At 59.5% G+C, this 23,154-nt stretch carries 14 protein-coding genes; 10 read left to right on the top strand and 4 right to left on the bottom strand.

Annotated elements, in window-relative coordinates; all coding sequences use genetic code 11:
* Positions 1-17 precede the first annotated feature (17 nt).
* Positions 18-920 carry a LysR family transcriptional regulator gene (locus tag ACNA0J_RS22860; RefSeq protein ID WP_415821165.1) on the top strand — a complete coding sequence of 301 codons (903 nt, stop codon included), beginning with the start codon at positions 18-20 and terminating at the stop codon, positions 918-920.
* Between the two features lie 89 nt (positions 921-1,009).
* Here the strand turns inward: ACNA0J_RS22860 and ACNA0J_RS22855 are convergent, their stop codons facing one another.
* Entirely contained in the window at positions 1,010-1,822 is an 813-nt protein-coding gene (locus ACNA0J_RS22855; RefSeq protein ID WP_415821164.1) for an IclR family transcriptional regulator, read from the bottom strand.
* Positions 1,823-1,989: 167 nt separating this feature from the next.
* On the opposite strand from ACNA0J_RS22855, the gene ACNA0J_RS22850 reads away from it, so the two are divergent.
* From ACNA0J_RS22850 to ACNA0J_RS22815, 8 genes are all read left to right on the top strand, one after another.
* Entirely contained in the window at positions 1,990-3,723 is a 1,734-nt protein-coding gene (locus ACNA0J_RS22850; protein ID WP_415821163.1) for an FAD-dependent oxidoreductase, read from the top strand.
* A 24-nt stretch (positions 3,724-3,747) separates the two neighbouring features.
* The gene (locus ACNA0J_RS22845; RefSeq protein ID WP_415821162.1) at positions 3,748-4,515 is read left to right on the top strand and encodes an SDR family NAD(P)-dependent oxidoreductase; all 768 of its coding nucleotides are present in this window, start codon (positions 3,748-3,750) and stop codon (positions 4,513-4,515) included.
* Positions 4,516-4,587: 72 nt separating this feature from the next.
* Positions 4,588-5,784 (top strand): ABC transporter substrate-binding protein, encoded by a 1,197-nt coding sequence (locus tag ACNA0J_RS22840; protein ID WP_415821161.1) that lies wholly within the window; start codon positions 4,588-4,590, stop codon positions 5,782-5,784.
* Between the two features lie 65 nt (positions 5,785-5,849).
* Complete coding sequence (locus ACNA0J_RS22835) at positions 5,850-6,773, top strand: branched-chain amino acid ABC transporter permease (protein ID WP_415821160.1); 924 nt, start codon at positions 5,850-5,852, stop codon at positions 6,771-6,773.
* On the top strand, positions 6,770-8,548 hold the full coding sequence (locus ACNA0J_RS22830; protein ID WP_415821159.1) for a branched-chain amino acid ABC transporter ATP-binding protein/permease: 1,779 nt from the start codon (positions 6,770-6,772) through the stop codon (positions 8,546-8,548). Before ACNA0J_RS22835 ends, ACNA0J_RS22830 begins: the two co-directional genes overlap by 4 nt.
* Positions 8,549-8,564: 16 nt before the next feature.
* Positions 8,565-9,275, top strand: a complete 711-nt coding sequence (locus ACNA0J_RS22825; RefSeq protein ID WP_415821158.1) for an ABC transporter ATP-binding protein — start codon at positions 8,565-8,567, stop codon at positions 9,273-9,275.
* Positions 9,276-9,334: 59 nt separating this feature from the next.
* Positions 9,335-10,486 (top strand): NADH:flavin oxidoreductase/NADH oxidase, encoded by a 1,152-nt coding sequence (locus ACNA0J_RS22820; protein WP_415821157.1) that lies wholly within the window; start codon positions 9,335-9,337, stop codon positions 10,484-10,486.
* Between the two features lie 88 nt (positions 10,487-10,574).
* A complete protein-coding gene (locus tag ACNA0J_RS22815; RefSeq protein WP_415821156.1) occupies positions 10,575-11,267 on the top strand; it encodes an EthD domain-containing protein in 693 nt (230 codons plus the stop codon).
* Between the two features lie 47 nt (positions 11,268-11,314).
* Here the strand turns inward: ACNA0J_RS22815 and ACNA0J_RS22810 are convergent, their stop codons facing one another.
* The 3 genes from ACNA0J_RS22810 to ACNA0J_RS22800 all read right to left on the bottom strand — a co-directional run bounded on the left by ACNA0J_RS22810 (position 11,315) and on the right by ACNA0J_RS22800 (position 22,160).
* On the bottom strand, positions 11,315-12,673 hold the full coding sequence (locus tag ACNA0J_RS22810; protein WP_415821155.1) for an aminotransferase class I/II-fold pyridoxal phosphate-dependent enzyme: 1,359 nt from the start codon (positions 12,671-12,673) through the stop codon (positions 11,315-11,317).
* Positions 12,674-12,675: 2 nt separating this feature from the next.
* Entirely contained in the window at positions 12,676-20,328 is a 7,653-nt protein-coding gene (locus tag ACNA0J_RS22805) for an SDR family NAD(P)-dependent oxidoreductase (RefSeq protein ID WP_415821154.1), read from the bottom strand.
* Between the two features lie 704 nt (positions 20,329-21,032).
* The gene (locus tag ACNA0J_RS22800) at positions 21,033-22,160 is read right to left on the bottom strand and encodes a branched-chain amino acid ABC transporter substrate-binding protein (RefSeq protein ID WP_415821153.1); all 1,128 of its coding nucleotides are present in this window, start codon (positions 22,158-22,160) and stop codon (positions 21,033-21,035) included.
* Positions 22,161-22,482: 322 nt separating this feature from the next.
* Between ACNA0J_RS22800 and ACNA0J_RS22795 the strand changes: the two genes are divergently transcribed.
* Complete coding sequence (locus ACNA0J_RS22795; RefSeq protein WP_415821152.1) at positions 22,483-23,082, top strand: RBBP9/YdeN family alpha/beta hydrolase; 600 nt, start codon at positions 22,483-22,485, stop codon at positions 23,080-23,082.
* Positions 23,083-23,154 lie beyond the last annotated feature (72 nt).

Raw genomic sequence — 23,154 nt, 5'->3', positions numbered from 1 at the left:
TGCGGTCAATTTCTATCATGGTGATATCCCTTACCCAGATAGAGACTTTTTACTGGGTTGCCCGGCTAAAAAGTTTCCATGCGGCCTCCCGGCATCTGCATTTGACGCAGCCGACGGTGTCTACGCGCATCCACGAACTCGAAGGCGTAGTGGGCTACCGGCTTTTCGAGCGCGACGCAAAGGGCGCGGCTCTGACGCCTAAAGGCGCATCGTTTCTGAACAAGGCGACGCAGTTGCTCAAGCTCGCCGACGATGTGTTGACCGAGGATGTGGTGCCGATGCGCGGTCTGCTGCGATTGGGCACTAATGAGTCCGCTGCGCTATCTGGATTAGGGGCGTTTCTTGCCGGCCTCAGCGAACGCTATCCCTCGTTGCAAGTGGAACTAAGCGTAGACGTCGGCTCTATTTTGCGCGGCAGATTGTGTGCGGGGGGATTGGATTTCGCCATTTCCACCGATCCTGGCGCTCATCCGCATATTCGCGACGTGTTGTTGGGTGATTCTGAAATGTGCTGGGTCGGTGCAAAGGGAAAGGTCAAACAGACTGCGCCCCTGACAGCGGCCGATATTGCGCGCATGCCTGTGCTGACGGTGCCGGCGCCGTCTGCGTTGCATGCGCTGAATATGTCGTGGTTCGCTGGCGCACGCGTTTCGCCTCCACGAGTTAATTCGTGCAATTCATTGGCAGTCATGGTGCGCCTGGTCGTGTCTGGCACGGCAGTGGCGATCTTGCCGCGCGCCATTCTGGAGCGCGAGTTGGCCGATGACAGTATCGATATCCTGACGGTTGACCGGCCAGTGCCGCCGCTGGCTATTTATGCGTCGTTCCCGCTCATCGGCGACATACGTATATCGGAAAGCATCGCAGACATGGCGCGCGAGGCGTTGTTGGATTCGCAGTTGATTCAGAGGGTAGGCTGATTTGCTGCTGTTGCATTATTAAATGTTTGTGGTGCGCGATGAAATTCAGTGCCCGCATATCAGCTGAACTGCCTCTGTCAAAGTCATATCTAGCGAGTCTGACTGCCTAGTCGTTTTGAGACTTCCAGGCTACATGCGCGCACGGCCTTTGCCTGCGGTCCGTTCCAATCCGGGTTAAAGGACTGGGATCGTCCCATGAGGGTGATTCCCAGGACGATGTTACCGGAATAGTCGAATACGGGTGCGGCAAACGAACAGACACCTGGCGTGGGGTTGTTGACCGCACGAGATACGCCATATTTGCGTACGTCTTTCATCATGTCGTGCAGTTCGTCGGGATCGGTTGGTTTGGCAATGTCCGGCCCGAGACGCCGGGCGTCTTCGAGGAGAGATTCCTCTATCAGCTTGGCTGGCAAATAGGCCGCGAACACCCGGCCCGTGGCCGTGCCAGCCAGGGACATGACCGTTCCTGTACGGATATTCGTGTGCAGAGGATAGATGGCGTCAAACAGGAACACCACCGTCGGGCCATGATTGCCCCAGACGGACAACGCGACGCTGTGTCCTGTGTCTCTGGCCAGGGCCTCTGCGAAGGGCGTTGCTTCACGCACGGGATTGAGCATACGCAGTGTCACCAAGCCGAGTTGCATGGCGGTGGGGCCGAGCCAGTAAAAGCCCGTAGAAGCCTCCTGCGTCACCAGCCCCAGTTTGGAAAAGCTCACTAAGTAGGGGTGTGCCTTGCCCGGCGCCATGTTGGCAGCTTTGGCGAGCTCGCGCAGCGGCATTGGACGGCCTTGTGTTCCCAGTGCCAGCAGTAATTGGCCACCCGTTTCTATGGATTGAATGCCGCGGCGTTCTTTTTCCAAGTTCGTGTCGTTGTTGTCTTCATGGGGTGCCTTCATAGGGGTCTCCTGGTCGGCAGATTCTAGCAACTTCGCTATTAGCCAACGTCCTATGAAATTAATCAATATCGATCGAATAATATTAGGGTAAATCATTAGATAATAAATAAAACGTTATCCATATACTAACGTCACAGCGAGACGAGAAATTACAAAGGAGCGTGGGCATGAGTGAGCAGGAGACGGAGTACGACGTTCTGGTGATCGGCACGGGAGCGTCGGGCATGTCGGCAGCCGTGACAGCCGCATATCAAGGGCTGAACGTGTTGGTCATCGACAAGGCTCCGCTTTTTGGGGGCACAACTGCTCGATCAGGAGGGTGGCTGTGGATCCCTGGGACCAAGCTCGCCAAGGAGCAGGGAATCAACGAACCTCCTGGCGCGGCTCGAGCCTATTTGCAGCATGAGGCAACGACGCATTTCGATAGCGCGCGGGTAGATGCCTTTATCGAAAACGGGCCTAAAGCCATCGATTTTTTTACGGAGAAGACCTGCGTGCAGTTTGATATGCCGCCGGTGTTCCCTGACTATCATGCCGAAGCGCCAGGTGGTCAGCCTGGCGGACGTTCGATGGTGACTCGGCCTTTTGACGCCAGGGAGCTGGGAGCGCGAGTCGCGCAATTAGCGCCTCCTGTTCCGGAGTTGACGGTATTCGGGATGATGCTCGGCTCTGGCAAGGAGCTCTGGCATTTCCTGCGCGCGTTCAAGTCGTTCGAATCGTTCTGGTATGTGGTCAAGCGCTTCGGCGGTCACCTCGTGGATGTGATGAAGTATGGACGCGGGATGACGCTGACCAACGGTAATGCGTTGGCAGGCCGGCTTTTTAAAGCGGGCATGGACCTGAATATTCCAGTGTGGCTGAGTTGTCCCGCCAGCCGCCTGATCGTCGAAGGCAATGCGGTCGTCGGCGCATCGGTCATGCGTGAGGGCAAGCCGATCGATATTCGCGTGCGCCGAGGCGTGGTGTTGGCGTGCGGGGGATTCCCCCACGATATCGAGCGTCGCAAGCAACTGTTTCCCCATGCACCTACCGGCCAGGAACATTTCACGCCTTCGCCTGCGTTGAATACGGGTGATGGGTTGCGTTTGGGCGAGTCGGTCGGAGGATGGGTGGATCCCAGTATTCCGAATGCGGCGGCATGGTGCCCGACCTCCGTGACAAGGCGCAAGGACGGTTCTCAAGGGGTCATGCCCCATTTCATAGACCGGGCAAAGCCCGGTGTCATTGCGGTGACGGCAAAGGGGAAGCGGTTTACCAACGAGGCGCTGTCGTATCACGATTTCGTTCAAGAGCTCGTGAAAGCGTGCAAGGACGATGCCGAGGTGGCCTGCTGGCTTATTTGTGATCATGAGCATTTGCGGGAGTACGGATTGGGGGCGGTAGCTCCGTTTCCCTTGCCTATCGGCAAACACCTGAAAAACGGTTATTTGAAGCGGGGAAGCAGCCTTCAGGAGCTGGCCCAAGTCATTGGCGTGCCTGTCACTGCCTTGCAAGAGGAGGTCGAAACATTCAATCGGGATGCTTCGTCGGGTGTCGATACGCAATTCGCCAAAGGCAGCACCGCCTACAACCGTTACCAAGGCGACTCACTGGTCCAGCCCAATCCTTGCATGGCGCCGATTCGCAAGGGACCTTTCTATGCGATCAAGGTTGTGGTCGGCGAAATCGGTACATTCGCCGGTCTCGCGACGAATGCTTCTTGCCAGGTGTTGACGAAGGATGGCCAAGTAGTCAGAGGTCTTTATGCCGTGGGCAATGATGCAGCCAGCGTCATGGGTGGCAATTATCCGGGCGCGGGTATTACGCTCGGGCCGGCAGTCACCTTTGGCTATGTCGCAGGCCAGACTTTGACCAGGCAAGCCGATTTGCAGATCGCTGAACCGCAGCGTGTATCTGCCTGAGCATTGAATGGAAAGGACCGAAGAATGAACATTTCTGAATGCATGGCACCGCAGATTTTGCGTGGACGAATTGCACTGGTGACGGGAGCGGGGCAGGGTAATGGCAAGGCCATCGCCAAGGGCTTGGCAAAGGCTGGGGCTCGCGTGATCGTGACAGACCTGAATGAGACCAATGCCAAGGCCGTTGCCACCGAAATTGGCGTGAGCGCAGTGGCCTATCAATTAGACGTGACATCGCGCGAGGCTTGCCTGGCATTGGCGCAGACGGTGGCGGTTGACATAGGTCCTATCGATATTTTGGTCAACAATGCAGGCATCATCATCCGTGAGGGATTAGACAGTCCTGAAGTGGCGTCAAACCTCGAACGCACACTGAAGGTGAATGTGATGGGGAGTTTCCTCCCCACGCAGGCCTGGCTGGGCGCGCTCAAGGCGACCAAAGGCGTGATCATCAATGTGGGTTCGATCGCATCGAGCGCCGGCATTCCCAATGTGGTTGGCTATTCGCCGTCCAAAGGCGCGGTCAAGCTGATGACACAGGCCCTGGCCGTGGAGCTGGCAAAGGACGGAATCCGTGTCAACGCGATCGCGCCGGGTGTGATCGAGACACCGATGACGTCATACACGCGACAGGCGCCTGAGCGGCTCGAAAAATTCATGCTGCGCACCCCCATGGCCCGTGTCGGCCAGCCTGAGGAACTGGCAGGACCCGTGGTGTTTCTGGCATCGGATATGGCCAGCTATGTGACAGGCGTGACGCTGCCTGTCGATGGCGGTTTCCTGGCGGCCTGATTTCTGGGTCGCCCAGTGGTAGTTCCACATATTGAATGCGTCGAGTTCAACAAAAAATACGAGGAGACATCTATGAGCATTCCCAAGCTCTTCAAGCAGGCGATTCTGATCACTAGTCTTGCCGTTGCCGCCTCGGCGGGCGCACAAGACATCAAGCTGGGATATAACGGCGACTTGTCCGCTTCCCCCTCTGCGCAGAGTGGCCAGGCGGCCGTATTGGGTATGGCTGCTGCGATCGAGGATATCAATGCCGCAGGTGGTGTGTTGGGCAAGAAGCTGGTGTTGATTACCCGTGACGACGTCTCTTCGCCGCCGAAGTCAATCCAGAATATGAGCGAGCTGATCGATAACGAAAAGGTCGCCGTGGTCTTCGGCCCTACGAATTCCGGCAATGCGATGGCGTGGAAGCACATCGCCAATCAAAAGAAGATCCCGGTCATCGGCAACGTGGCATCGGGTTCTGACATCACCAAGCCGATGCGCCCTGGCGCCGATAACTATATGTTTCGTGTCTCGATGCAAGATCGAGAACAGGTTGCGGCATTGATGGGCTATGTGAAGAAAAATGCCGAGGCTTCAAAGGTCATCGGCTTGATGGCCGAGACCACGGGTTATGGTCAAGGCGGCTTGAAGGATATGCAGGAAATCGCCAAGCTGCAGGGTATCGACATTGCCGAGACAGAGCGGTTCGGCGTTGCCGATACGGATATGACGTCTCAACTGAACAAGATGAAGTCGGCCGGTGTGGACACGATTGTGGTCTGGGCACAAGGCACACCGATCGCGCAGTTGGTTCGCAGCATGGAAAAAATCAACTATTTTCCATTGGTGCTGTCGTCTTGGGCGGCCGACAACATCACGTTCTATGATGCGGCCGGAAAGACATTGGCCGAAAAGCCAATTTTCATGCGCACGGTTTCCGATACGTTTACCCCTGCGCAGCAAAAGCTGTTTGATCGTATTGGTTCCAAACTGAAAGCGCCTGGCTCTTTTTCGTTCGCACTGCATGGTTACGACTCGACCATGCTCTATGCTGCCGCTGCAAAGCAGGCTGGCAGCATCGACGGCCCGGCCATTCGTGCGGCGCTTGAGGACCTGACGACTCCCGTGCAAGGTTTGCTCAAGACTTATGACAAGCCGTTCAGCAAGACGGATCACGAAGCATTGCGTGCCAAAGATTTTGTCTGGATCCGCTGGAAAGACGGCAAACTCATGCCCTACACGGATGCGGTGATCGGTTCGCTGGGTGACGCGGATATCAAGAAATAAAGAATGACGCATGGCTTTGACCTGGGATGCTGACGGCGGCCAGGTAAAGCATCTCGGAGGCAATGATGGCAGAGGCGCTTTTGCAGGCGATTCTCAGTGGCCTGGCCGTGGGCGGTGCCTACGCGTTGGTCGCACTGGGGTTCAGTATCACCTTTACGACGACTAAGACCTTGAATTTCTCGCACGGTGAGTTTGTTTCTGCGGGGGCATTCATCGGCATGAGCGTGCTCTTCCTGGCGCTTGGCTTGCCGGTAACGTCGACTTCGTTCGGGCAAGCATTGCCGGGGACGGGAGCCCAACTGTTGGCGCTTGCCGCGGCGCTAGGGGTCATGGGGATATTGGGATGGGTGCTTTACTCGATTGGCGTTCGTCCATTCGCGGGGCGCCCAGGTATGGCCTGGGTGATGAGTACGCTGGGCTTTGGGGTGATTTTGCAAAGCGTTGGCTTGGCCATATGGGGGCCAAAACCGGTTGTGGTCCCCGCGCCTGTCGGCGATGCTGTTATCCGAGTGTTCGGCATCGGTGTTCGCCCGCAAGAGCTCTTGATGTTGGGGGTGGCCGTCGTGGTCATGATCGGATTCGATTTTGTCATGAACCGCACGATGGTGGGCAAGGCCATGCGCGCAGTGGCGGCTAATGGCAGCATCGCCAGCCTGATGGGCATAAATACTAATACAGTCATGATTGGCGCATTTGTAGTGAGTTCCGCACTGGCAGGGCTGTCGGGATTCTTATTGGCCCCGATTGCCCAAGCCTCTATTTTTATGGGGCTGACGGTGGGGTTGAAGGGTTTCTCCGGAGCCATGATCGGCGGGCTCAGTAATCCTCGAGGTTGCGTCATCGGCGGGTTTGTACTGGGCGTTCTCGAATCACTGGTGAATCTATGGCAGGCGCAATGGCGCGAGGTTGCCGTGTTCGTCTTGGTGATTCTGGTTCTGGCCGTACGCCCAACGGGCTTGTTCGGAAAGAAAATGGTGGAGAAGGTATGAAAGACCGCCTACATTTCCCGCTAGTCGTGCTGGCCGCAGCGATCTTGGCTGGTGCGATGTCATTCGTCGGCAACGATTACTACCTGCGCATTGTTTTCATGATGTGTGTCTACTATCTCTGCGCTGCTGGCATGAATGTGTTGGTAGGGTACGCGGGGCAAAAATCTCTCGGCCAGGCAGGGCTGTTCGCCGCCGGCGCCTATGCTGTGGCGCTGATCACCACGGGGACTGAGGTCAACCCTTGGCTCGCGCTGGTGATCGCTGCAGGTATTTCAGGCTTGTGTGGCGTTTTGATTGCCTTGCCATCGTTGAGAGTCAAGGGTCCCTATCTCGCAATGGTGACCTTGGCTTTCGGTATTGTGGTTGAGAAAATCGTCGGCGAATGGACCGAAGTATTTGGCGGAGCCACGGGCATTTACGGCATCAGACCGCTGACGTGGGATGATGAGCCCTTGACGTCGCAGCAGTGGGTGGGATTTGGAATTGTTCTCTGTGCTGTTACGCACTTGTTGTTGCGTAATCTGCTGCGAGGCCGTTTTGGCCGTGCGTTTCTGTCGTTGCAGGCTGATGAGATCGCGTCCTCGTCGGTAGGAGTACGGGTCTATCGCGCCAAGGTGATCGCATTTGTGGTGGCAGCGGTCACCTGCGGGATCGCGGGAGCGCTGGTCGCGCAGCAGAATCAATACATTAATTCTGACTTCATCACATTCCACTTATCGATTTTTATCCTGTTGTTGGTCCTGTTTGGTGGCGCGGGGTCGCAATATGGGCCCTTGGTGGGTGCAGTCATTTTGACGTTGATTGATGCTCTCCTGGCACGTTGGCCTTCGGTACAGCATTTTCTGTACGGCTTCTTGTTGCTCTTTGCGCTCTATGTGATGCCGGGAGGCGTAACGGGATTATTTGCGAAGTGGTTTCGCCGGCCGGCACAGGCACTGCAGACCGGCAGCGCCGGTAGTGAGTCGACGCGAATCGGTCCCAAAGGAGAGGGCGAACTACTGATCGCGCAAGGTGTTACTAAGCACTTTGGGGGAGTGAAGCCCGCACAGAATGTGTCGTTTCAGTTGCAGCGCGGGCATATCCACGCCTTGATCGGGCCAAATGGCGCGGGCAAGAGCACCATGATTAATATGCTCACGGGCTTGATCCCTCCTAGTGAAGGCTCCATTCGGTTTCTTGGCCAGGAAATTTCGGGACGTCCGGTGTATTCGATCTGCTGCATGGGCATGGGGCGGACGTTCCAGAACCTGCGATTGTTCGCAGAGCTTTCTGTGCTGGATAACGTCATGCTCGGCCGGCATAGCAGGATGACGAACGGCTTTTTCGCATCTATGTTGATGCTGCCAAATGCCAGGAAGCAAGAAGTCGCCACACGTGACCGGGCGCTGCAGTTGCTGGATCTGGTGGGATTGTCGCATTTGGCGCATCAACCGGCCGGCAGTTTGCCATATGGGTTGCAGCGTAGAGTGGAGCTCGCGCGAGCATTGGCGACTGAGCCACAACTGCTGTTGCTGGATGAGCCGGCTGCAGGTTTGAACCCGCAGGAGACTGCCGAGCTAGGGCAATTGCTGGTGCGTGTCGGGAAATGCGGCGTGAGCATTCTGATGGTCGAGCATCACATGGATCTGGTCATGTCGATCTCTGATCATGTGATTGTGCTGGACTACGGGGTCAAGATCGCCGAGGGCAAGCCCTCGGAAGTGCAGAGTAACCCTCGCGTGGTGGAGGCTTACCTGGGTGTCGACGAGCCCGAGGGCGCAACTGCTACCGCTTAGCCTGGGAGGCCTAAATATGTTGAAACTCGATTCAGTCAAGATCGCCTATGGTGCGATCCAGGCCGTCAAAGGTGTGTGCCTGGAGGTCCGTGCGGGAGAGGTGGTGACGATCATCGGCGCAAACGGCGCGGGCAAGAGCACGTTGCTGAAGAGTATTTGCGGCCTGGAGCCTGTCGCCGAAGGCAGTATCAAATTTAACGGAGCTGATGTGACAACCGTAAAGGCTCATGAACGCGTGTCGCTGGGCGTGGCAATGTCTCCAGAGGGGCGCGGGATATTTGCGGATCAGACCGTACGCGAGAACTTGACCCTCGGCGGGTATTGCCGGCGCAAGGATCCCGCTGCGGTGGAGGCGGCTATCGAACGGGAGTTCAAACGATTCCCGCGCCTGCGCGAACGTCAGGATCAGCTTGCTGGAACGATGTCTGGCGGCGAACAGCAGATGCTGGCGATTTCTCGCGCGTTAATGAGTGAGCCTCGGTTGTTGTTGCTGGATGAACCCTCGCTCGGTTTGGCCCCGTTGATTATTAAGGACATCTTTAATGCGATTCGTCAGTTGCGTGAATCGGGGTTGACCATTTTGTTGGTCGAGCAAATGGCCAAGCAGGCGCTGGGTGTGGCCGATCGCGCCTACGTGCTGGAAACCGGCTGCATTACGTTAGAGGGCACGGGGCGAGAGCTGCTGAACGATCCGAAAGTCAAAGCGGCGTATCTCGGTACGCATTGACGAATTGATGTGCACGAAGGTGCCGCAATGTATGGTCTTTTGATCCAGGAGCTTGAGTTTTGACTTCTACTGAACCTCTGCTTTTTCAACCGATCAAGCTTCGCTCTCTGGAGTTGAAGAATCGAGTGGTGATTTCGCCTATGTGCCAACATGCGGCGGAGGCAGGCCACGCGACACCTTGGCATTTGGTGCACTTGGGAAAGTTCGCGTTGGGCGGCGCCGGTTTGATTTTGACTGAGAGTACGGCGGTCGACCCTCGTGGGCGCATTGGGACGGCCGATCTGGGGCTGTGGAGAGACAGCCAGATCGCGCCGCTGAAGTCCGTGGTTGAATTTGTCCACGCGAATGGTGCGGCCATAGGGGTCCAGTTGGCGCACGCTGGTCGAAAGGCGGGCAGCGAGCCGTTATGGGAGGGCGGTGCCGCGTTATCGGAATCCCGCCTGGCTGGGGATGCCGAGCCATGGGAGCGGCTCGGACCAAGCGCACTGGCGGCCGGGCCGGGATGGTCGGCTCCGCAGGTGCTCACTGCAGACGGGATCGCCGGGGTAATACAGCAGTTTGTCGAGGCTGCTGTACGCGCGGACCAGGCAGGTTTTGATGTGGTGGAGTTGCATTTTGGCCATGGCTATCTGGTCGCAAGTTTTTTATCACCGCATTCGAATCATCGAGATGACGAATGGGGCGGAGATCTGGCAAGGCGGATGCGGCTGGCACTCGAGATTGCTCGTGCCGTCCGCACGGTATGGCCGCCAAACAAACCTCTTTTCTGCCGGCTGTCGGCCGTTGATGGCAGTGTGGACGGTTGGAGCTTGGACGATTCGATTGCGTTATCTCGAGAGCTCGCAGCCTGCGGCGTCGATGTGATTGACTGTTCGTCGGGCGGCTTGACAGAAGAGACGCGTGCGCTGCCTGTGCCTCGTGGCTTGGGATTTCAAGTGCCGTTTTCAGAGCGAATTCGCAACGAGGCCAACGTGATAACGCAGGCCGTCGGCATGATCGTTGATGCAGATCAGGCCGAAGCCATACTTGCTGAAGGCAGGGCTGATCTGATCGCACTGGGACGCGAGGCACTATTCGATCCGTACTGGGCGCACCACGCGGCATTGACGCTAGGCGTAGATCCTCGTTATGAGCGTTGGCCAGTCAGGCATGGCGTTTGGCTGGCCAAACGTGCACCAGGGCTGGCTCGTGCGCGAGCGGCCGAAACATGAGGTGATCGTTTGCGAAATTACTGTTGCCAGCCTTCTTGAGCAGACGGCAGAGGTTATTTTTGCTCGTTGAATAAAGCTAGGAGTCGCGATGAATGTCAGGATTGGATTAATTCGCAAGAAAACGGATTGGGCTTTTGACGCGTTTGACGCCTATTGGCGCGATAGTCACGGAGCACTTGCGGCACGCGCGCCCGGTCTGCGTGAATATTGGCAGAACCTGGTGGTAGACCGCGAGCAGCGAGGCATTGATTTTGAGCGGGGACCATGGGACTTTGATGGTTTCTCGCAACTCTGGTTTGATGACGTACAACAATCAGCGTTCGCGTTTGGCAACAGTGCTATAGCAGAGGATCTGGTCAGGGATGAACACCATTTCCTAGGGGATCTGCATATCGTTACGGCGCAGCAGTCTGTCGTGATTCCGTTGACCGATCATGAGCGCGCAAGAAACCTGAAACGTATCTCTCTCCTGCGCCGGCTGCCGACGTTGAGCGAAGAGGACTTTAAACGCGAGTGGCGTATTCATGGTGAACTCGTGAAAAAAATGCCCGGCGTGAGTGGCTATCGCCAGAATGTGGTGATAGCGCGAGAGCGCGACAAAGGCACGCCGTGCGATCATGACGCGTTGCCGATCGATGGCATTGTCGAGTTGTGGTTCAAGGACGAACAAACACTGCAGGATGCTTTTGCCTCATCTGCAGGGCAGACCACTATGGCCCATGCGAAAACATTTCTGGGGGACATCACGGCGTTCTTGGTTGCTGAGCGCCGGATTATTTGAGACGCAGCAGGATAGGGTGGTCCGACTGCGAGGCTGGCAGTTCGACGTTAATGCCCGTTTTGCAACAACGCACTCAATGCCGCAACTGTACGCGTGAGTTGTGCTTCGGTATGCAGGCACGAAATAAAGAACCGCAATCGCGCGGATTTTTCCGGCACGGCTGGGTACAGGATGGGCTGTACGTTGATGCCTTGTTCGAACAACGAGGCCGACAGGCGCGCGGCTTTTAATGAACTGGCGGTGATGGCAGGCACGACCGCATAACCCGTACTGCTGCCGGTGTCGATGCCGGCGGCCTGTGCGGTTTCCAGGAAATAACGGCCACGTGCCTGCATTGTGGCAACGCGTTCTGGCAGGTCCTGCATGCGGCGCAACGCGGCCAGCGACGCGGCGGCGACGCTGGGGGGCATGCCCACGCTGTATAGAAAGCCCGGCGCCAGGAACTTCAGGTGCTCGATCAGAGCATGTTCACCGGCAATGTATCCTCCGCAGCCCGCCAGCGTTTTGCTGAGCGTGCCCATCCAGATGTCTACGTCTTTACCGGCCAGGCCAAAATGCTCGCGAATGCCATAGCCGCGTTTGCCCATGACACCGAGCGAATGCGCCTCGTCCACCATCAAGAAGGCTTTGTGGCGGCGTTTGATCTCGACGAAGCGGGGCAGGTCGGGGTAGTCGCCATCCATGCTGTAGATGCCTTCGAGCACAATGAGGACGCGTTCGAATTGGTGGCGTTGCTCGGTCAGAATGTCGTCCAGGGCCGCCCAGTCGTTATGGGGAAAGGACAGGCGGCGGGCGCCGGATAGCTGTGCACCCTGCAGGATGCTGTTGTGGATGAACTCGTCGTGCAGGATCAGGTCGCGCGGGCCGAACAGGTAGCCGATGGTGGATACGTTGGTCGCATGGCCGCTGACGAATGCGATGGCCTCGTCGACTTCGTAGATATTGGCGAGGGCGCGCTCGAGCTCGCGATGGATGGGGCGTTCGCCCGACACTAGCCGGCTGGCGGATACGGAAGTGCCATAGCGCTCCATGGCCTGGCGTGCGGCGGCCTGGACCACAGGGTCGCCGGACATGCCCAGATAGTTGTAGCTGGCGTAGTTGATGTAGGACTTGCCGCCAATCTGGGTGTCGGCACCGGCGGTGCCTTCGTGCAGCTTGAAAAATGGGCTGCGCACGCCCATGCGGGCGGCGCCTTCGTTCATGATTTGCAGCTGACGGTATCCCGGATGCAGATCGAATCGATAGAACTCTTCGGGAATGGCATTTTTGCGCGCGGACGATTGGAATAGCGTCCGCGACGGCGGCTCTTGCCCGGCTTGGCGCAGCTTGCGTTCCAGGGCTTGCTGGATCAGCTTGTCTTTGATGCTGGCTGAGAGGCCGGGCAGGCCTTTTTTAGTGAGGCTCACGGTCAGTGGATCATGCGTTTGCTGTTGATGTTCCCTGATTTTAGTTCATCGGCGAATTTGGCCATGGCTTCGGCCGGGACTTCGTCGGTGTGTTGTGAGACAACTTGCTCGACTTGGGCCAATACCGTGTCCTGTTCGGCATGGTCGCCCTCGCCGCGCAGCAGTTGGATCAAGCGGTCAGCCAGCTTGGACAAGGTGGGGCTTTCGTTGAGCGCCATGACCGGCAGACGGATGCCAAACCGGTTTTCCAGGGCGACGACCAGCTCGACGCCCATGAGGGAATCGAGACCCATGTCGTAGACCGAGACGTCGGGATTGATCTTGTCGGCAGATACACGCAGGATTTCGCTGACTTCGGTCTTGAGCATCTCGACGAATACGGGATGCAAGGCTGCATCGTCCATGGTCGCCAATAGATGCGAGATATCGCGGGCGTCGCCGTCGTCGTCGCCGCTGTCGCTGCTGCGTCGGGCCAGGACGCTGAATTTAGGTGTGTTGGCGCTGGGCAGGAAACGGCGCAGGGCGCGCCAGTCCAGTTCCAGCACGCCCAGGCCGCTGGCGTTGGCCAGCAGCATGTCTTCGAGGGCGTGCAGGGCTGCGTCAGAGGCCAGCGCTGCGCCACCCATGCGGCTTTGCAGGGCGTCCTTGATTTTCTTGTTGCGCGCCAGGTAGCCGACGTCGTCGATCGCGCCCCAGCGTACGCAGGTGGCCGGACGGCCTTGGGCGCGGCGCTGGCGGGCCAGGCCCTCCAGCCACATGTTGGCAGCAACGTAGTTGGCTTGGCCGGGGTTGCCGAACAGCGTGGTGCCGGACGAGAACATGACAAAGAAATCCAGCGCCAGGTCTTGCGTGGCGGCGTCCAGATGCTGTCCGCCCAGGACTTTGGGGGCGAGCACACGCTGGATCTGTTCGGCAGTGGCGTTGCGGATCAGGCCGTCGTCGATGACCATGGCGGCGTGCACGATGCCTTTTAACGGCGGCATGGCGCTTTGGATATGCGTGACCAGGTCGTTGACGGCCTGTGCATCGGTGACGTCGCAGGGCGCGGCGTGGACGGTGACGCCGCGGGCTTGCAGCTCGGCGATGGCCTCTTGTGCCGTCTCGGACGCAGGGCCGCTGCGGCTGACCAGCGCCAGATGGCGGGCGCCTTTGTCGGCCAGCCATTGAGCGGTGCGCAGGCCAAAGCCGCTGAGGCCACCGGTGACCAGGTAGGTGGCCTGCTCGGGCAGTGTCAGTGTGGCGGCATCGGCGGTCGCGGCGGCGGCGTGCGTGTGACGGATGCCGTTGCGATAGGTGATGACGATTTTGCCGATCTGGCGCGCCTGCTGCATATACCGGAAGGCATCGACGATGTCGTTGGCGTCGAATTCCTGATAGGGCAAGGGATGCAGCACGCCCTGGGCAAAGAGCGCCATCATTTCGCCGAACAAGCGGCGGGTCAGGGCGGGGCGCTCGTGCATCAGTTGGTCGGCATCGATGCCAAAGTAGCTGATGTTGTTGCGGAACGGGCGCAGGCCGATGCGGGTGTTTTCGTAGAAATCGCGTTTGCCCAGTTCGAGGAACCGGCCAAAGGGTTTCAGGACACGCAGGTTGCGGTTGACGGCTTCGCCGGCCAGGGAGTTCAGGACCACGTCTACGCCTTGGCCTTGGGTGTCGGCCAGGATGTCGTCGGCATAGGCCAGCGAACGCGAGTCGTAGATGTGCTGCACGCCCATCAGGCGCAGGAAGTCGCGTTTTTCTTCAGAGCCTGCGGTGGCATAGATCTCGGCGCCGCGGGCTTGTGCAAACTGGATGGCGGCAATGCCGACGCCGCCTGCCGCGCCATGGATCAGGACTTTTTCGCCTTCTTCGAGCTGAGCCAGGTGGTGCAGCGCGTAGTAGACGGTAAAGAAGGTGCTGGGGATCGTCGCCGCTGCCTCGAAGGAGATGCCTTCGGGGATGTGGGCGATGGCGCTGGCTTTGGTAAAGACGCGGTTGGAGAAGCTGGCCGGGCCAAAGCCCACGACCGAGTCACCGGGCTGGTAGTCGCCTTCGGCCTGCGGGCCGACGCGCCGCACGGTGCCTGCGAATTCCAGGCCCAGCGTGGGGCCGGCAAAGCCGTTTTCGATGGCTTCGTCCGACAGCAGGCCCAGGGCGTACATCACGTCGCGGAAATTCAGGCCGGTGGCGTGGACGTCGATTTCCAGTTGATCCTCGGCCAGTTCGGCCGCCGGACCGGCTTGCCAGCGCAGATTGCGCAGCTGCCCCGGGAATTCAAAGCCCAGGCTGATCTGGTCTGCCGTGTGATCCTCTGCAGCAGCGTTGGACGGACGCGGCAGGCCGTGCAGGCGGGGCGCGTAGCGCTCGCCATTGGCCGTCAGCGCCGCCTCTTGTTCGGCGTCAGGGTGGCACAGCTCGCGCACCAGGGCGTTGATCAATACGTCGGTGGGCTCGGCATGGGGCAGATCCAGCAGGCGCACGCCGTAGTTGGCGGCCTCGTTCATCATCGTGCGGCCAAAGCCCCACAGCGGCGTATCGTTCAGGCCGGCGGACAGGGCATCGGGCGCGGCCAGATGCTGCGCAGCGCCTGCAGTGATGAGCCAGAGGGTGGCTTTGCTATTGCTGCGTTCGAGCGTCTGAGCGGCGGAGGCGGCCAGGGCGCAACGGCGGACTTGCGTCTGCAGTTCGGTGGTGTGGCTGGCCGCACTCGGAATCAGACCGTCCAGGTGGATGACGCCATGAATGGCGCCCAACTGGCTGGCGGCTTGAGCCAGCAGTACATCCAGATTGGCGCAATCGACGTCGCGTTGGATCAGTGTGCGATGGCCTGCTGCGTTCAGGGCCGTGGTGATGGCCCGGGCCAACGCCATGTTGGTGTCTTGAGATCCCGCGAGCAGCAGCCAGCCCGGCTGTTCGGGCTGTGAAGCCGCTTGCGTTGCGGCAGCCGGAGCAGGGACCACAGGCTGTACGGTGGCAGACGCCGCGGTGGCGACCGCGCTCAGCAGATAGGGGCCCGACAACGACTCGGGAACGAACTCCAGGACCGGGCCGCAGGTATAGCCTTGTTGTGTCAGCATGTCCTGCCACAGGCGGGCAGGATACTGGCATGAGGCACGCAGTCCGTCGGCGTCGGCCGGAGTCCACCAGGTGGCTTGCGCACCAGCCACGAAATCCAGCCACGCGACGGGATGATGGCCGAGCAGCAGCAAGGTGCCGCCGGTCTTCAGATGCACTCGGGCATACTCCAGCGAGCGCAAAGCGTCGTCGGGGCTGGTGGTGTCGGCATGCAGGACGATCAGGTCGTAGTATCCGGATTCATCGGGTTGCGAGGAGCCGTCGATGAGGCCGCACGAGGCATCGGGATACGCATCGAGCAGGCGCTGCGCGTGTTCGATGGCGGATTGCTGCGTGGAAACGTAGCGGTAGTCGGCCAGATCGAAATCCAGCGCTGTGCAGCAATGCACCGCAAAGGCCGGTGCGTAGGCGCTGATTTCCAGTACGTTCAACCGTGTACCGGCAGGCAATTGGTTTTGTGCCTGCGTCAGCAGGGTTTGCAAGCTGGCACCGATGCGCTCGCGAGCCTCGGTGCCCAGGATCTGGTGCGTCAGCGCGCTGGGGGAGGCGTCAGCAGGGCAGACACTATCCAATGTGACCTGGCCCTGCAGGAGTCGGCCCAGATGCAGGCCAACGCGGCCGACGGCATGCACGATGTGCGCATAGTCGGGATATTCGCGCAGCAGGCTGTTCCAGATGTCGATGACATCGGGCGCGTTGTCTTCCTGGACAGGGATGCCCCAGCCCGAGGGCGAGCGTTCCAACAGGCCTGTGTCGGTGGCGCGCGCCAACAAGTGGTCCAGCAAGGCAGCGGCATCGGGCGACGCTTGGCGGCAGCGCTCGACAGCGTCGTTGTACAGATGGTGGCCGTTAGGCGCCAACGAGGTCAGCGCCCGGACAAAGAAATGGTCGCACAGGCTGTCCAGCAAGGGCTCGATTTCGTGGGCGTAACGTATATGCGTCTGGTCCTGCGCGGCGCTGGCGGCCAGGGCAGCCCAGGCCTCCGAAGCCGCGTCGGCATCCAGCGCACTGATTCGGCTGCGCGGATCCAGGGCATGTGGGCGAGGCACGCCTGCGTCGTCGACAAAGTCCAGCGTGTCGCCAGCCGTTTTGGACAGACGGATGCTCTTGAAGCGGGCTTCGCGCACAGCGGCGATTTGTTCGCCCGCGGCGTTGTAAATGTCGAATTCGGCCGTCAGCGAATGCGGTGCACGGCGCAACAGGCGTGCGCGCACGAAATGCGGCACATCGGTCTCTGAGCGCACGGCCAGTCGCCCGATCTTTGCGGGCACGAAGGCGACGCCTTGACCCATGGCGGGGTCGTCGCGCAACAGTTGGATGATCAGCTGGAACGTGCAGTCCAGCAGCGCCGGATGCAACAGGCTGCGTGGTAACTGGTCTTGCAGGACCGCCGCAGGCTGCAGGACAGCCAGCACGGTATCGTCGGATTCTTTCCAGCCATGATGGACGGCACGGAACGCATCACCGTAATCCAGGCCCACCGCGCGAGTCAGCAAGGCATGACTGTCGGTCGTGAAGTCGTAGGGACGCTCGAGTGCTCGCACAGGGGCGCCTGTAATCAGGGCGTCGCTGGCCTCGCGCAGAATGCGGGCCGAGGCGTGCAGGGTCCATGGCTCGGGGCTGCCTACGTCTTTGGCTTGAATCCGCATGCCGCCGTCAGAGGTATCGACCGTCACGCGGGTGCGTTTGGACGGTGAGGCGGCCAATAGCAGCGGGGCGCGGATCTCGAGCTCTTCGATTTCCAGCCATTGGGCCGGCTGCCATTGCTGTGCCGCGGCCAAGGCGATCTCGGCGAATCCGCTGCCAGGAAATACGGTAGCGTCGCCCACGATGTGGTCGGCCAGCCAGGGATATAGCTTGGTATCGAGCTGGTTTTCCCAGATGCCTTCGTGCTGGCTGAGCGGGTATCCCAGCAGGGGGTGGACCTTGGCGCGCTGCAACTGGCCCAGCGAGTCGGCGCTGGTCGGGTGCCAATAGCGCTCGCGTTGCCAGGGGTAGGCGGGCATGATGACGTGGCGGCCTTCCCAGGGGAACAGGTCTTGCCAGTCGATTTGCGCGCCGCTCAGGATGGCCTGGCCAGCGGTGTCATGAATGCGGGCGGGATCGTCGTTGCCGCGGCTGGCGGTCAACAGGACACGGCCCTTGCGTTCGATGCTGTTCAGGGCGTCGTTGACGTACGAGCGCAGCACCGGATGCGGGCCGACTTCGATGTAGACGTTGTCGCCTCGCTCGACCAGAGCGTCGATGGCCTGGTGAAAACGTACCGGTTCACGGACGTTGCGCCACCAATAGTCTGCGCCGAGTTTTTTGCCGTCCAGCAGTTTGCCGTCTACTGACGAATAGAACGGCGTGTGGCCTGCCTTGGGTGCCAGGCCGGCCAGGGCTTGTTGCAGGTCTGCCTGGATGGGGTCCATGGCAGCACTGTGAAAGGCATAGTCCAGATCCAGGCGCTTGTAGAAGATCTGGCGTTCGGCCAGGACAGCCTCTACGGTGCCCAGCGCGGCTGGGTCGCCCGCCAGGGTGGCGCCGCGCACACTGTTGTAGCCGGCGACGCACACGGCGTTCGTGAGCTGCAGTTCGGTCAACAGGGCGAGGGCAGCGCCGCCGTCTATCCCGACGGCAGTCATGCAGCCATGGCCCTTGGTGCTGCCTTGCAGGCGGCTGCGATGGAATATGACCTGAACTGCGTCGGCCAGGGTCAACGCGCCGCATGCCCAGGCGGCGGCGACTTCGCCGACGCTGTGGCCGATAACGCCGGTTGGCAAGATGCCGCGCTGCGCGAGCATGCGGGTGATGCCCACCTGAATCGCGAACAAGGCCGGTTGCGCGACTTCGGTGCGTGCGTATTGGTTGGCGCTGTCGGTGCGTGCGAGTTCGTCGCCCAGGCGATAACCGGACAGGGGAGCAAACAACGTATCGATTTCGTGGACAGCTTCGGCAAAAACCGGATCGGCCAGCAATTGGCGGCCCATGCCGTCCCACTGTGAGCCGTTCCCCGAATAGACGAATACCGCGCCTTGTGCGTCGGGCACGGCGCTGCCGGACGCCACGCTGTAGCGGGGAGCGTCGCCATCGGCGAATTGGGTCAGGGCCTGTGCGACTTGTTCGCTGTCGGTGCCGTAGACGACGGCGCGTTCGGCGTGCCATTCGCGGCGCATGGCGGCGTGGTAGGCGACGTCGTACAGGGCGCGTCCGGGCTGACTTTGCAGGACGCCCGCCAAGTCACGGGCGGCGGCCTTCAGTGCCTCCGGCGTTTTGCCGGACACGATCACGGGCACCGCTGCGGTGTTGGCCAGCTTGTCGGCGGGATCGTTGTCGGCTTCGGGGGCGCTTTGCAGAATGACGTGGGCGTTTGCGCCGCCAAACCCGAACGAGTTGACGCCGATGGTCAGCGTGCCGCTGGCGGGCAGGGCATAGTTCTCGGTGGCAACGGAGATATTCCAGCTGTCGAACTCGATGGCCGGGTTCAACGTCTTGATGCCGATGGTGGCGGGCACGACGCGGTGTTGCAGGCTGTAGATGGCCTTGACCAGGCCGGCGACGCCAGAGGCCGCCTCCAGGTGACCCAGGTTGCTCTTGACCGAGCCGATGGTCAGGGGCTTGCCCGCGCCGCGGGGTTGGCCCAGTGCCGCGCCGATGGCACGTGTCTCGATAGGATCGCCGACGGCGGTGCCGGTACCGTGGGCCTCCAGGTAATCGATGTCGGTGATGTCGATTCCGGCGCGTTCGTACACCTGCTGCATCAGCGAAATCTGTGCATTGGCGTTGGGTACGGTCAGGCCGGATTTGCGGCCGTCGGTGTTGACGGCGCTGCCCGCGATGACGGCCAGGATGTGATTGCGGTCGGCGACTGCCTGGTCGTAGTCTTTCAGCAGCAACAGGCCGCCACCCTCGGAACGGACGTAGCCGTCACCCGCGGCGTCGAAAACCTTGCAGCGCCCTTCGGGCGACAGCATCGAGGCTTTGGAAAACGTGATGAAGCCATAGGGGTGCAAGTGCAAGCTGATGCCGCCTGCGATGGCCTGCGTGGTTTCGCCCGTCATGATGGCGCGGCAGGCCTGGTGCACAGCGACCAGTGCCGACGAGCACGCCGTGTCCACGGCCATGCTCGGGCCGTGCAGATCGAACAGGTAAGACAGGCGGTTGGCCGCGATACTGGACGTATTGCCCGTCGCCATCGAGGCGTCGACAGCGCCCATATCGTCAGACAGGCGATAGGAATAGTCGGCGCTGGCGATGCCGATATAGACGCCGCAGTCGCTGCCGCGCATGCGCGAGGGCGCTATGCCGGCGTTTTCGATGGCTTCCCAGCACAATTCCAGCAGCATGCGCTGCTGCGGGTCCATCAGAGAAGCTTCGCGCGGCGAGATGCCAAAAAAATGTGCGTCGAAACCGGAAATATCCCCCAAGGATCCAGCAGAGAAGGTATAGGCAGTGCCGGGGTGGTCTTTGGCAGGGTGCAGATAGGCGTCTTGCTGCCAACGGCTGGCGTCGACTTGGGTGACCAGATCGCGTCCGGCCATCAGGTCATTCCAATATCGCTCGGTATCCGTTTGCGGAAACCGGAACGAGAGCCCTACGACGGCAACACGTTTTGCCATGAATGAAATTCCTTCAACAACAGCTCTTGAGAGCCTTTTGATTTTGTTTTGCTGGCAGCCAGTAGCCGCACAACTGATACACCAGCCCACGAGGCGCTGGACATACTGGCTGCGCCTGCCAGTAATCGCCCAAGCCGCGCCGATTATCCGACGGGTAAAGCCAGACTATCTGCGATGAAGTGGAAGACGGTGTGCCCGCTGCTTCTCAAGGCAGGGCAAACCGCTAACATACTGATACCTATGCCATAAAAAAGAGGCTCGGCCATTATGAAGGGAGTATCCGTAGAGTTCGAGTTCGCAAATTTTACTGTTTATATTGTGTCTGCAAGATCGTAAGGCGATATGTAGAAAAATATAGATACAATTCGCCCTGTTATCGCCGCTAATGCGGACAAGAAAACAGCTATTTCTCGGGAAATACGGGAAATCCTCTTTGTTATCTAGCCGGTAATTGCTGCATTTGTTATTAAATAAATGAAAATTATGTAACTAAAACAGCGGTTAATTATAATTCACGGCCGATTAGACATTTCTTGTTTCGTGATGTGGTTTCTATACGAAACTTTGAAAATAATTGTCAAGACTGGGGAAATTGTACGGAAATAAAGCAAAACGGGGCTCCGAGAGCCCCGTTTATGTGACCCGGATATCCGGGTTTTTGATACTAATGAGCGCTTGAGTTACCTGATGGCGATCAGGCGATATTACTTATAGGCCGTCTTGCTGCCGTCTTTGTGCCAGGTAAAGACCTGGAATTCGAATTCGTTCAGATCGCCTTGTTTGTTCCATGACGTTTTGCCGATGGGAGTCTGGAAGGTATTGGCGTGCAGGTATTGAGCGACCTTGGTCGGATCGGTGCTGCCCGCGCCCTTGATGCCGTCGGCAATGACCTGAGTGGCCGCATAGGCGGTCAACTGGAACGCGCCGCTGGCGTTGCGCTTTTTGCTTTCGAATGCTTTGACGATATCGGCGTTGGCCGGATTTTGTGTGAAATCGGCGGGCAAAGTCAGCAACATGCCTTCGGCGGCAGGACCGGCGATGGCGTTGATGTCCGGGTTGCCGACACCCTCGGGGCCCATGAATTTGGCCTTGACGCCTTGTTCGGCGGCCTGGCGCAGCAACAAGCCCATTTCGGGGTGATAACCACCGTAATAGACGAAATCCACATTATTGGATTTCAGTTTGGTGATGACGGCGGAATAGTCGCTGTCGCCTGCGTTAATACCCTCGAAGACCGCGACTTTGGTGCCGGCCTTTTCCAGATCGTTTTTAACGGCGGTGGCGATACCCTGACCGTAGGATTGTTTGTCGTGCAAAATCGCGACGGTTTTGGGCTTGAGCGTATTCAGAATGAATTTCGCGGCGGCGGGGCCTTGTTGGTCATCACGGCCTATGGTGCGGAAAATAAACTCGTAGTTTTTGCCGTCGGTCAGGGCAGGAGAGGTGGCCGAGGGCGTCACCATCACCACACCCTCATTGTTGTAGACGTCGGCAGCCGCGATCGTGGCGCCCGAGCAGACGTGGCCGACGACAAAACCGATTTCGTCATTGACAATGCGGTTGGCCGCGACCGGCCCTTGTTTGGGCTCGCATCCATCGTCGATGATGACGGTTTCCAGTTTTTTGCCATCCACGCCGCCGGCAGCGTTGATCATCTCGACGGCTGTATCGACCCCCTCGCGCACCATGGCGCCGTATTGAGTCACCGGACCTGTAGTCGGGCCGACGACGCCAATTTTGATGCTCTCTGCCTGCACGCCTGCAGAGACCGTGAGGCCTGCCGCGAGGCTCAGCGCAGCCAGTACCGGGCTGAGGCGAAATGTTTGTTTCATGAGGGATCTCCTTGGCTTCATATTTCGTATTCAGGCGGGGCAGACCCTGGTCTGTGCACCCGCTCAGTGCACGGCAAGCATACCTGAAACAAGCCCCGCTTTGAGGCGCAAACGGGGGCGTAAGCCCCCTCGCAAAGGGGAGGGAAATCCCGTATCAAAGCACAGGGCCCCGCTGTTTCCGCGCTGCGCCGGGGCAATCGCGTCAACAGAAAACGCGGAACCCAAGGGGCGGATGACGGCCGTTTCTATATGCAAATCCGTATATATACAAAAGACGATTTATTCGTTTGCCATCATAAGACTGCGCGGCATCATATCCGCCATGAGATTCCAACCGATTATCGTTCCGGGCTGGAAGGATTCCGGCCCCGGCCATTGGCAAACGCGCTGGGCGCACTGTCTACCGCATGCGCAGCGTGTGCAGCAGCCTGATTGGGACAATCCCGATCCGGCGGTCTGGCATGCGACGGTGGCGGCCTATGTCGACCGCGCGGCGTGTCCTGTGCTGTTGATCGCCCATAGCCTGGGGTGCCTGGCATCCGTAAGCCTGCCGGTTCCACTGCGAGCCAAGGTCGCGGGCGCGCTGCTGGTGGCGCCGCCTGATGTTGAACGCCACAGTGCGCCGGATGGCATACGCGCATTCGGCCCGGTCCCATTGCATTCGCTGCCATTCCAGTCCGTCGTTGTTGCGAGCGACGATGATCCGTATTGCCGGCTGGATCGTGCCCATCAGTTTGCGTCGGCGTGGGGAAGCCGTATCGAGGTGCTCTCTGGCGCCGGGCATATCAACACGGAAAGCGGCTTTGGCGATTGGCCCTACGGTCTGAAACTGCTCACAGCCCTGCGCCGTCGAGCTATCTGGCGTGTCGCTGCGCCGTTACCCCGGGTATCGCCTGTGCAGGAGTCTGTGGCGTTGCCTTGATGCTGGGATTGAGTGCTATTGGACGTCGAAGCGGGGCAGTGACCGTGTTGGCGCTTCACGGAGTCGGTCGGC

The sequence above is a fragment of the Bordetella tumbae genome (assembly GCF_965139195.1).
GTDB lineage: Bacteria > Pseudomonadota > Gammaproteobacteria > Burkholderiales > Burkholderiaceae_B > Bordetella_A > Bordetella_A tumbae.
The sequence above is the reverse complement of the archived record's forward strand: the minus strand, read 5'-3'. Positions and strand labels throughout refer to the sequence as shown.

What these genes read in the sequence shown, in the direction of transcription:
- ACNA0J_RS22800 (WP_415821153.1), bottom strand. Translation starts at nt 22,160, where the DNA reads ATGAAACAAACATTTCGCCTCAGCCCGGTACTGGCTGCGCTGAGCCTC.
- ACNA0J_RS22855 (WP_415821164.1), bottom strand. Translation starts at nt 1,822, where the DNA reads ATGAAGGCACCCCATGAAGACAACAACGACACGAACTTGGAAAAAGAA.
- ACNA0J_RS22845 (WP_415821162.1), top strand. Translation starts at nt 3,748, where the DNA reads ATGAACATTTCTGAATGCATGGCACCGCAGATTTTGCGTGGACGAATT.
- ACNA0J_RS22795 (WP_415821152.1), top strand. Translation starts at nt 22,483, where the DNA reads ATGAGATTCCAACCGATTATCGTTCCGGGCTGGAAGGATTCCGGCCCC.
- ACNA0J_RS22825 (WP_415821158.1), top strand. Translation starts at nt 8,565, where the DNA reads ATGTTGAAACTCGATTCAGTCAAGATCGCCTATGGTGCGATCCAGGCC.
- ACNA0J_RS22840 (WP_415821161.1), top strand. Translation starts at nt 4,588, where the DNA reads ATGAGCATTCCCAAGCTCTTCAAGCAGGCGATTCTGATCACTAGTCTT.
- ACNA0J_RS22860 (WP_415821165.1), top strand. Translation starts at nt 18, where the DNA reads ATGGTGATATCCCTTACCCAGATAGAGACTTTTTACTGGGTTGCCCGG.
- ACNA0J_RS22850 (WP_415821163.1), top strand. Translation starts at nt 1,990, where the DNA reads ATGAGTGAGCAGGAGACGGAGTACGACGTTCTGGTGATCGGCACGGGA.
- ACNA0J_RS22835 (WP_415821160.1), top strand. Translation starts at nt 5,850, where the DNA reads ATGGCAGAGGCGCTTTTGCAGGCGATTCTCAGTGGCCTGGCCGTGGGC.
- ACNA0J_RS22805 (WP_415821154.1), bottom strand. Translation starts at nt 20,328, where the DNA reads ATGGCAAAACGTGTTGCCGTCGTAGGGCTCTCGTTCCGGTTTCCGCAA.
- ACNA0J_RS22815 (WP_415821156.1), top strand. Translation starts at nt 10,575, where the DNA reads ATGAATGTCAGGATTGGATTAATTCGCAAGAAAACGGATTGGGCTTTT.
- ACNA0J_RS22830 (WP_415821159.1), top strand. Translation starts at nt 6,770, where the DNA reads ATGAAAGACCGCCTACATTTCCCGCTAGTCGTGCTGGCCGCAGCGATC.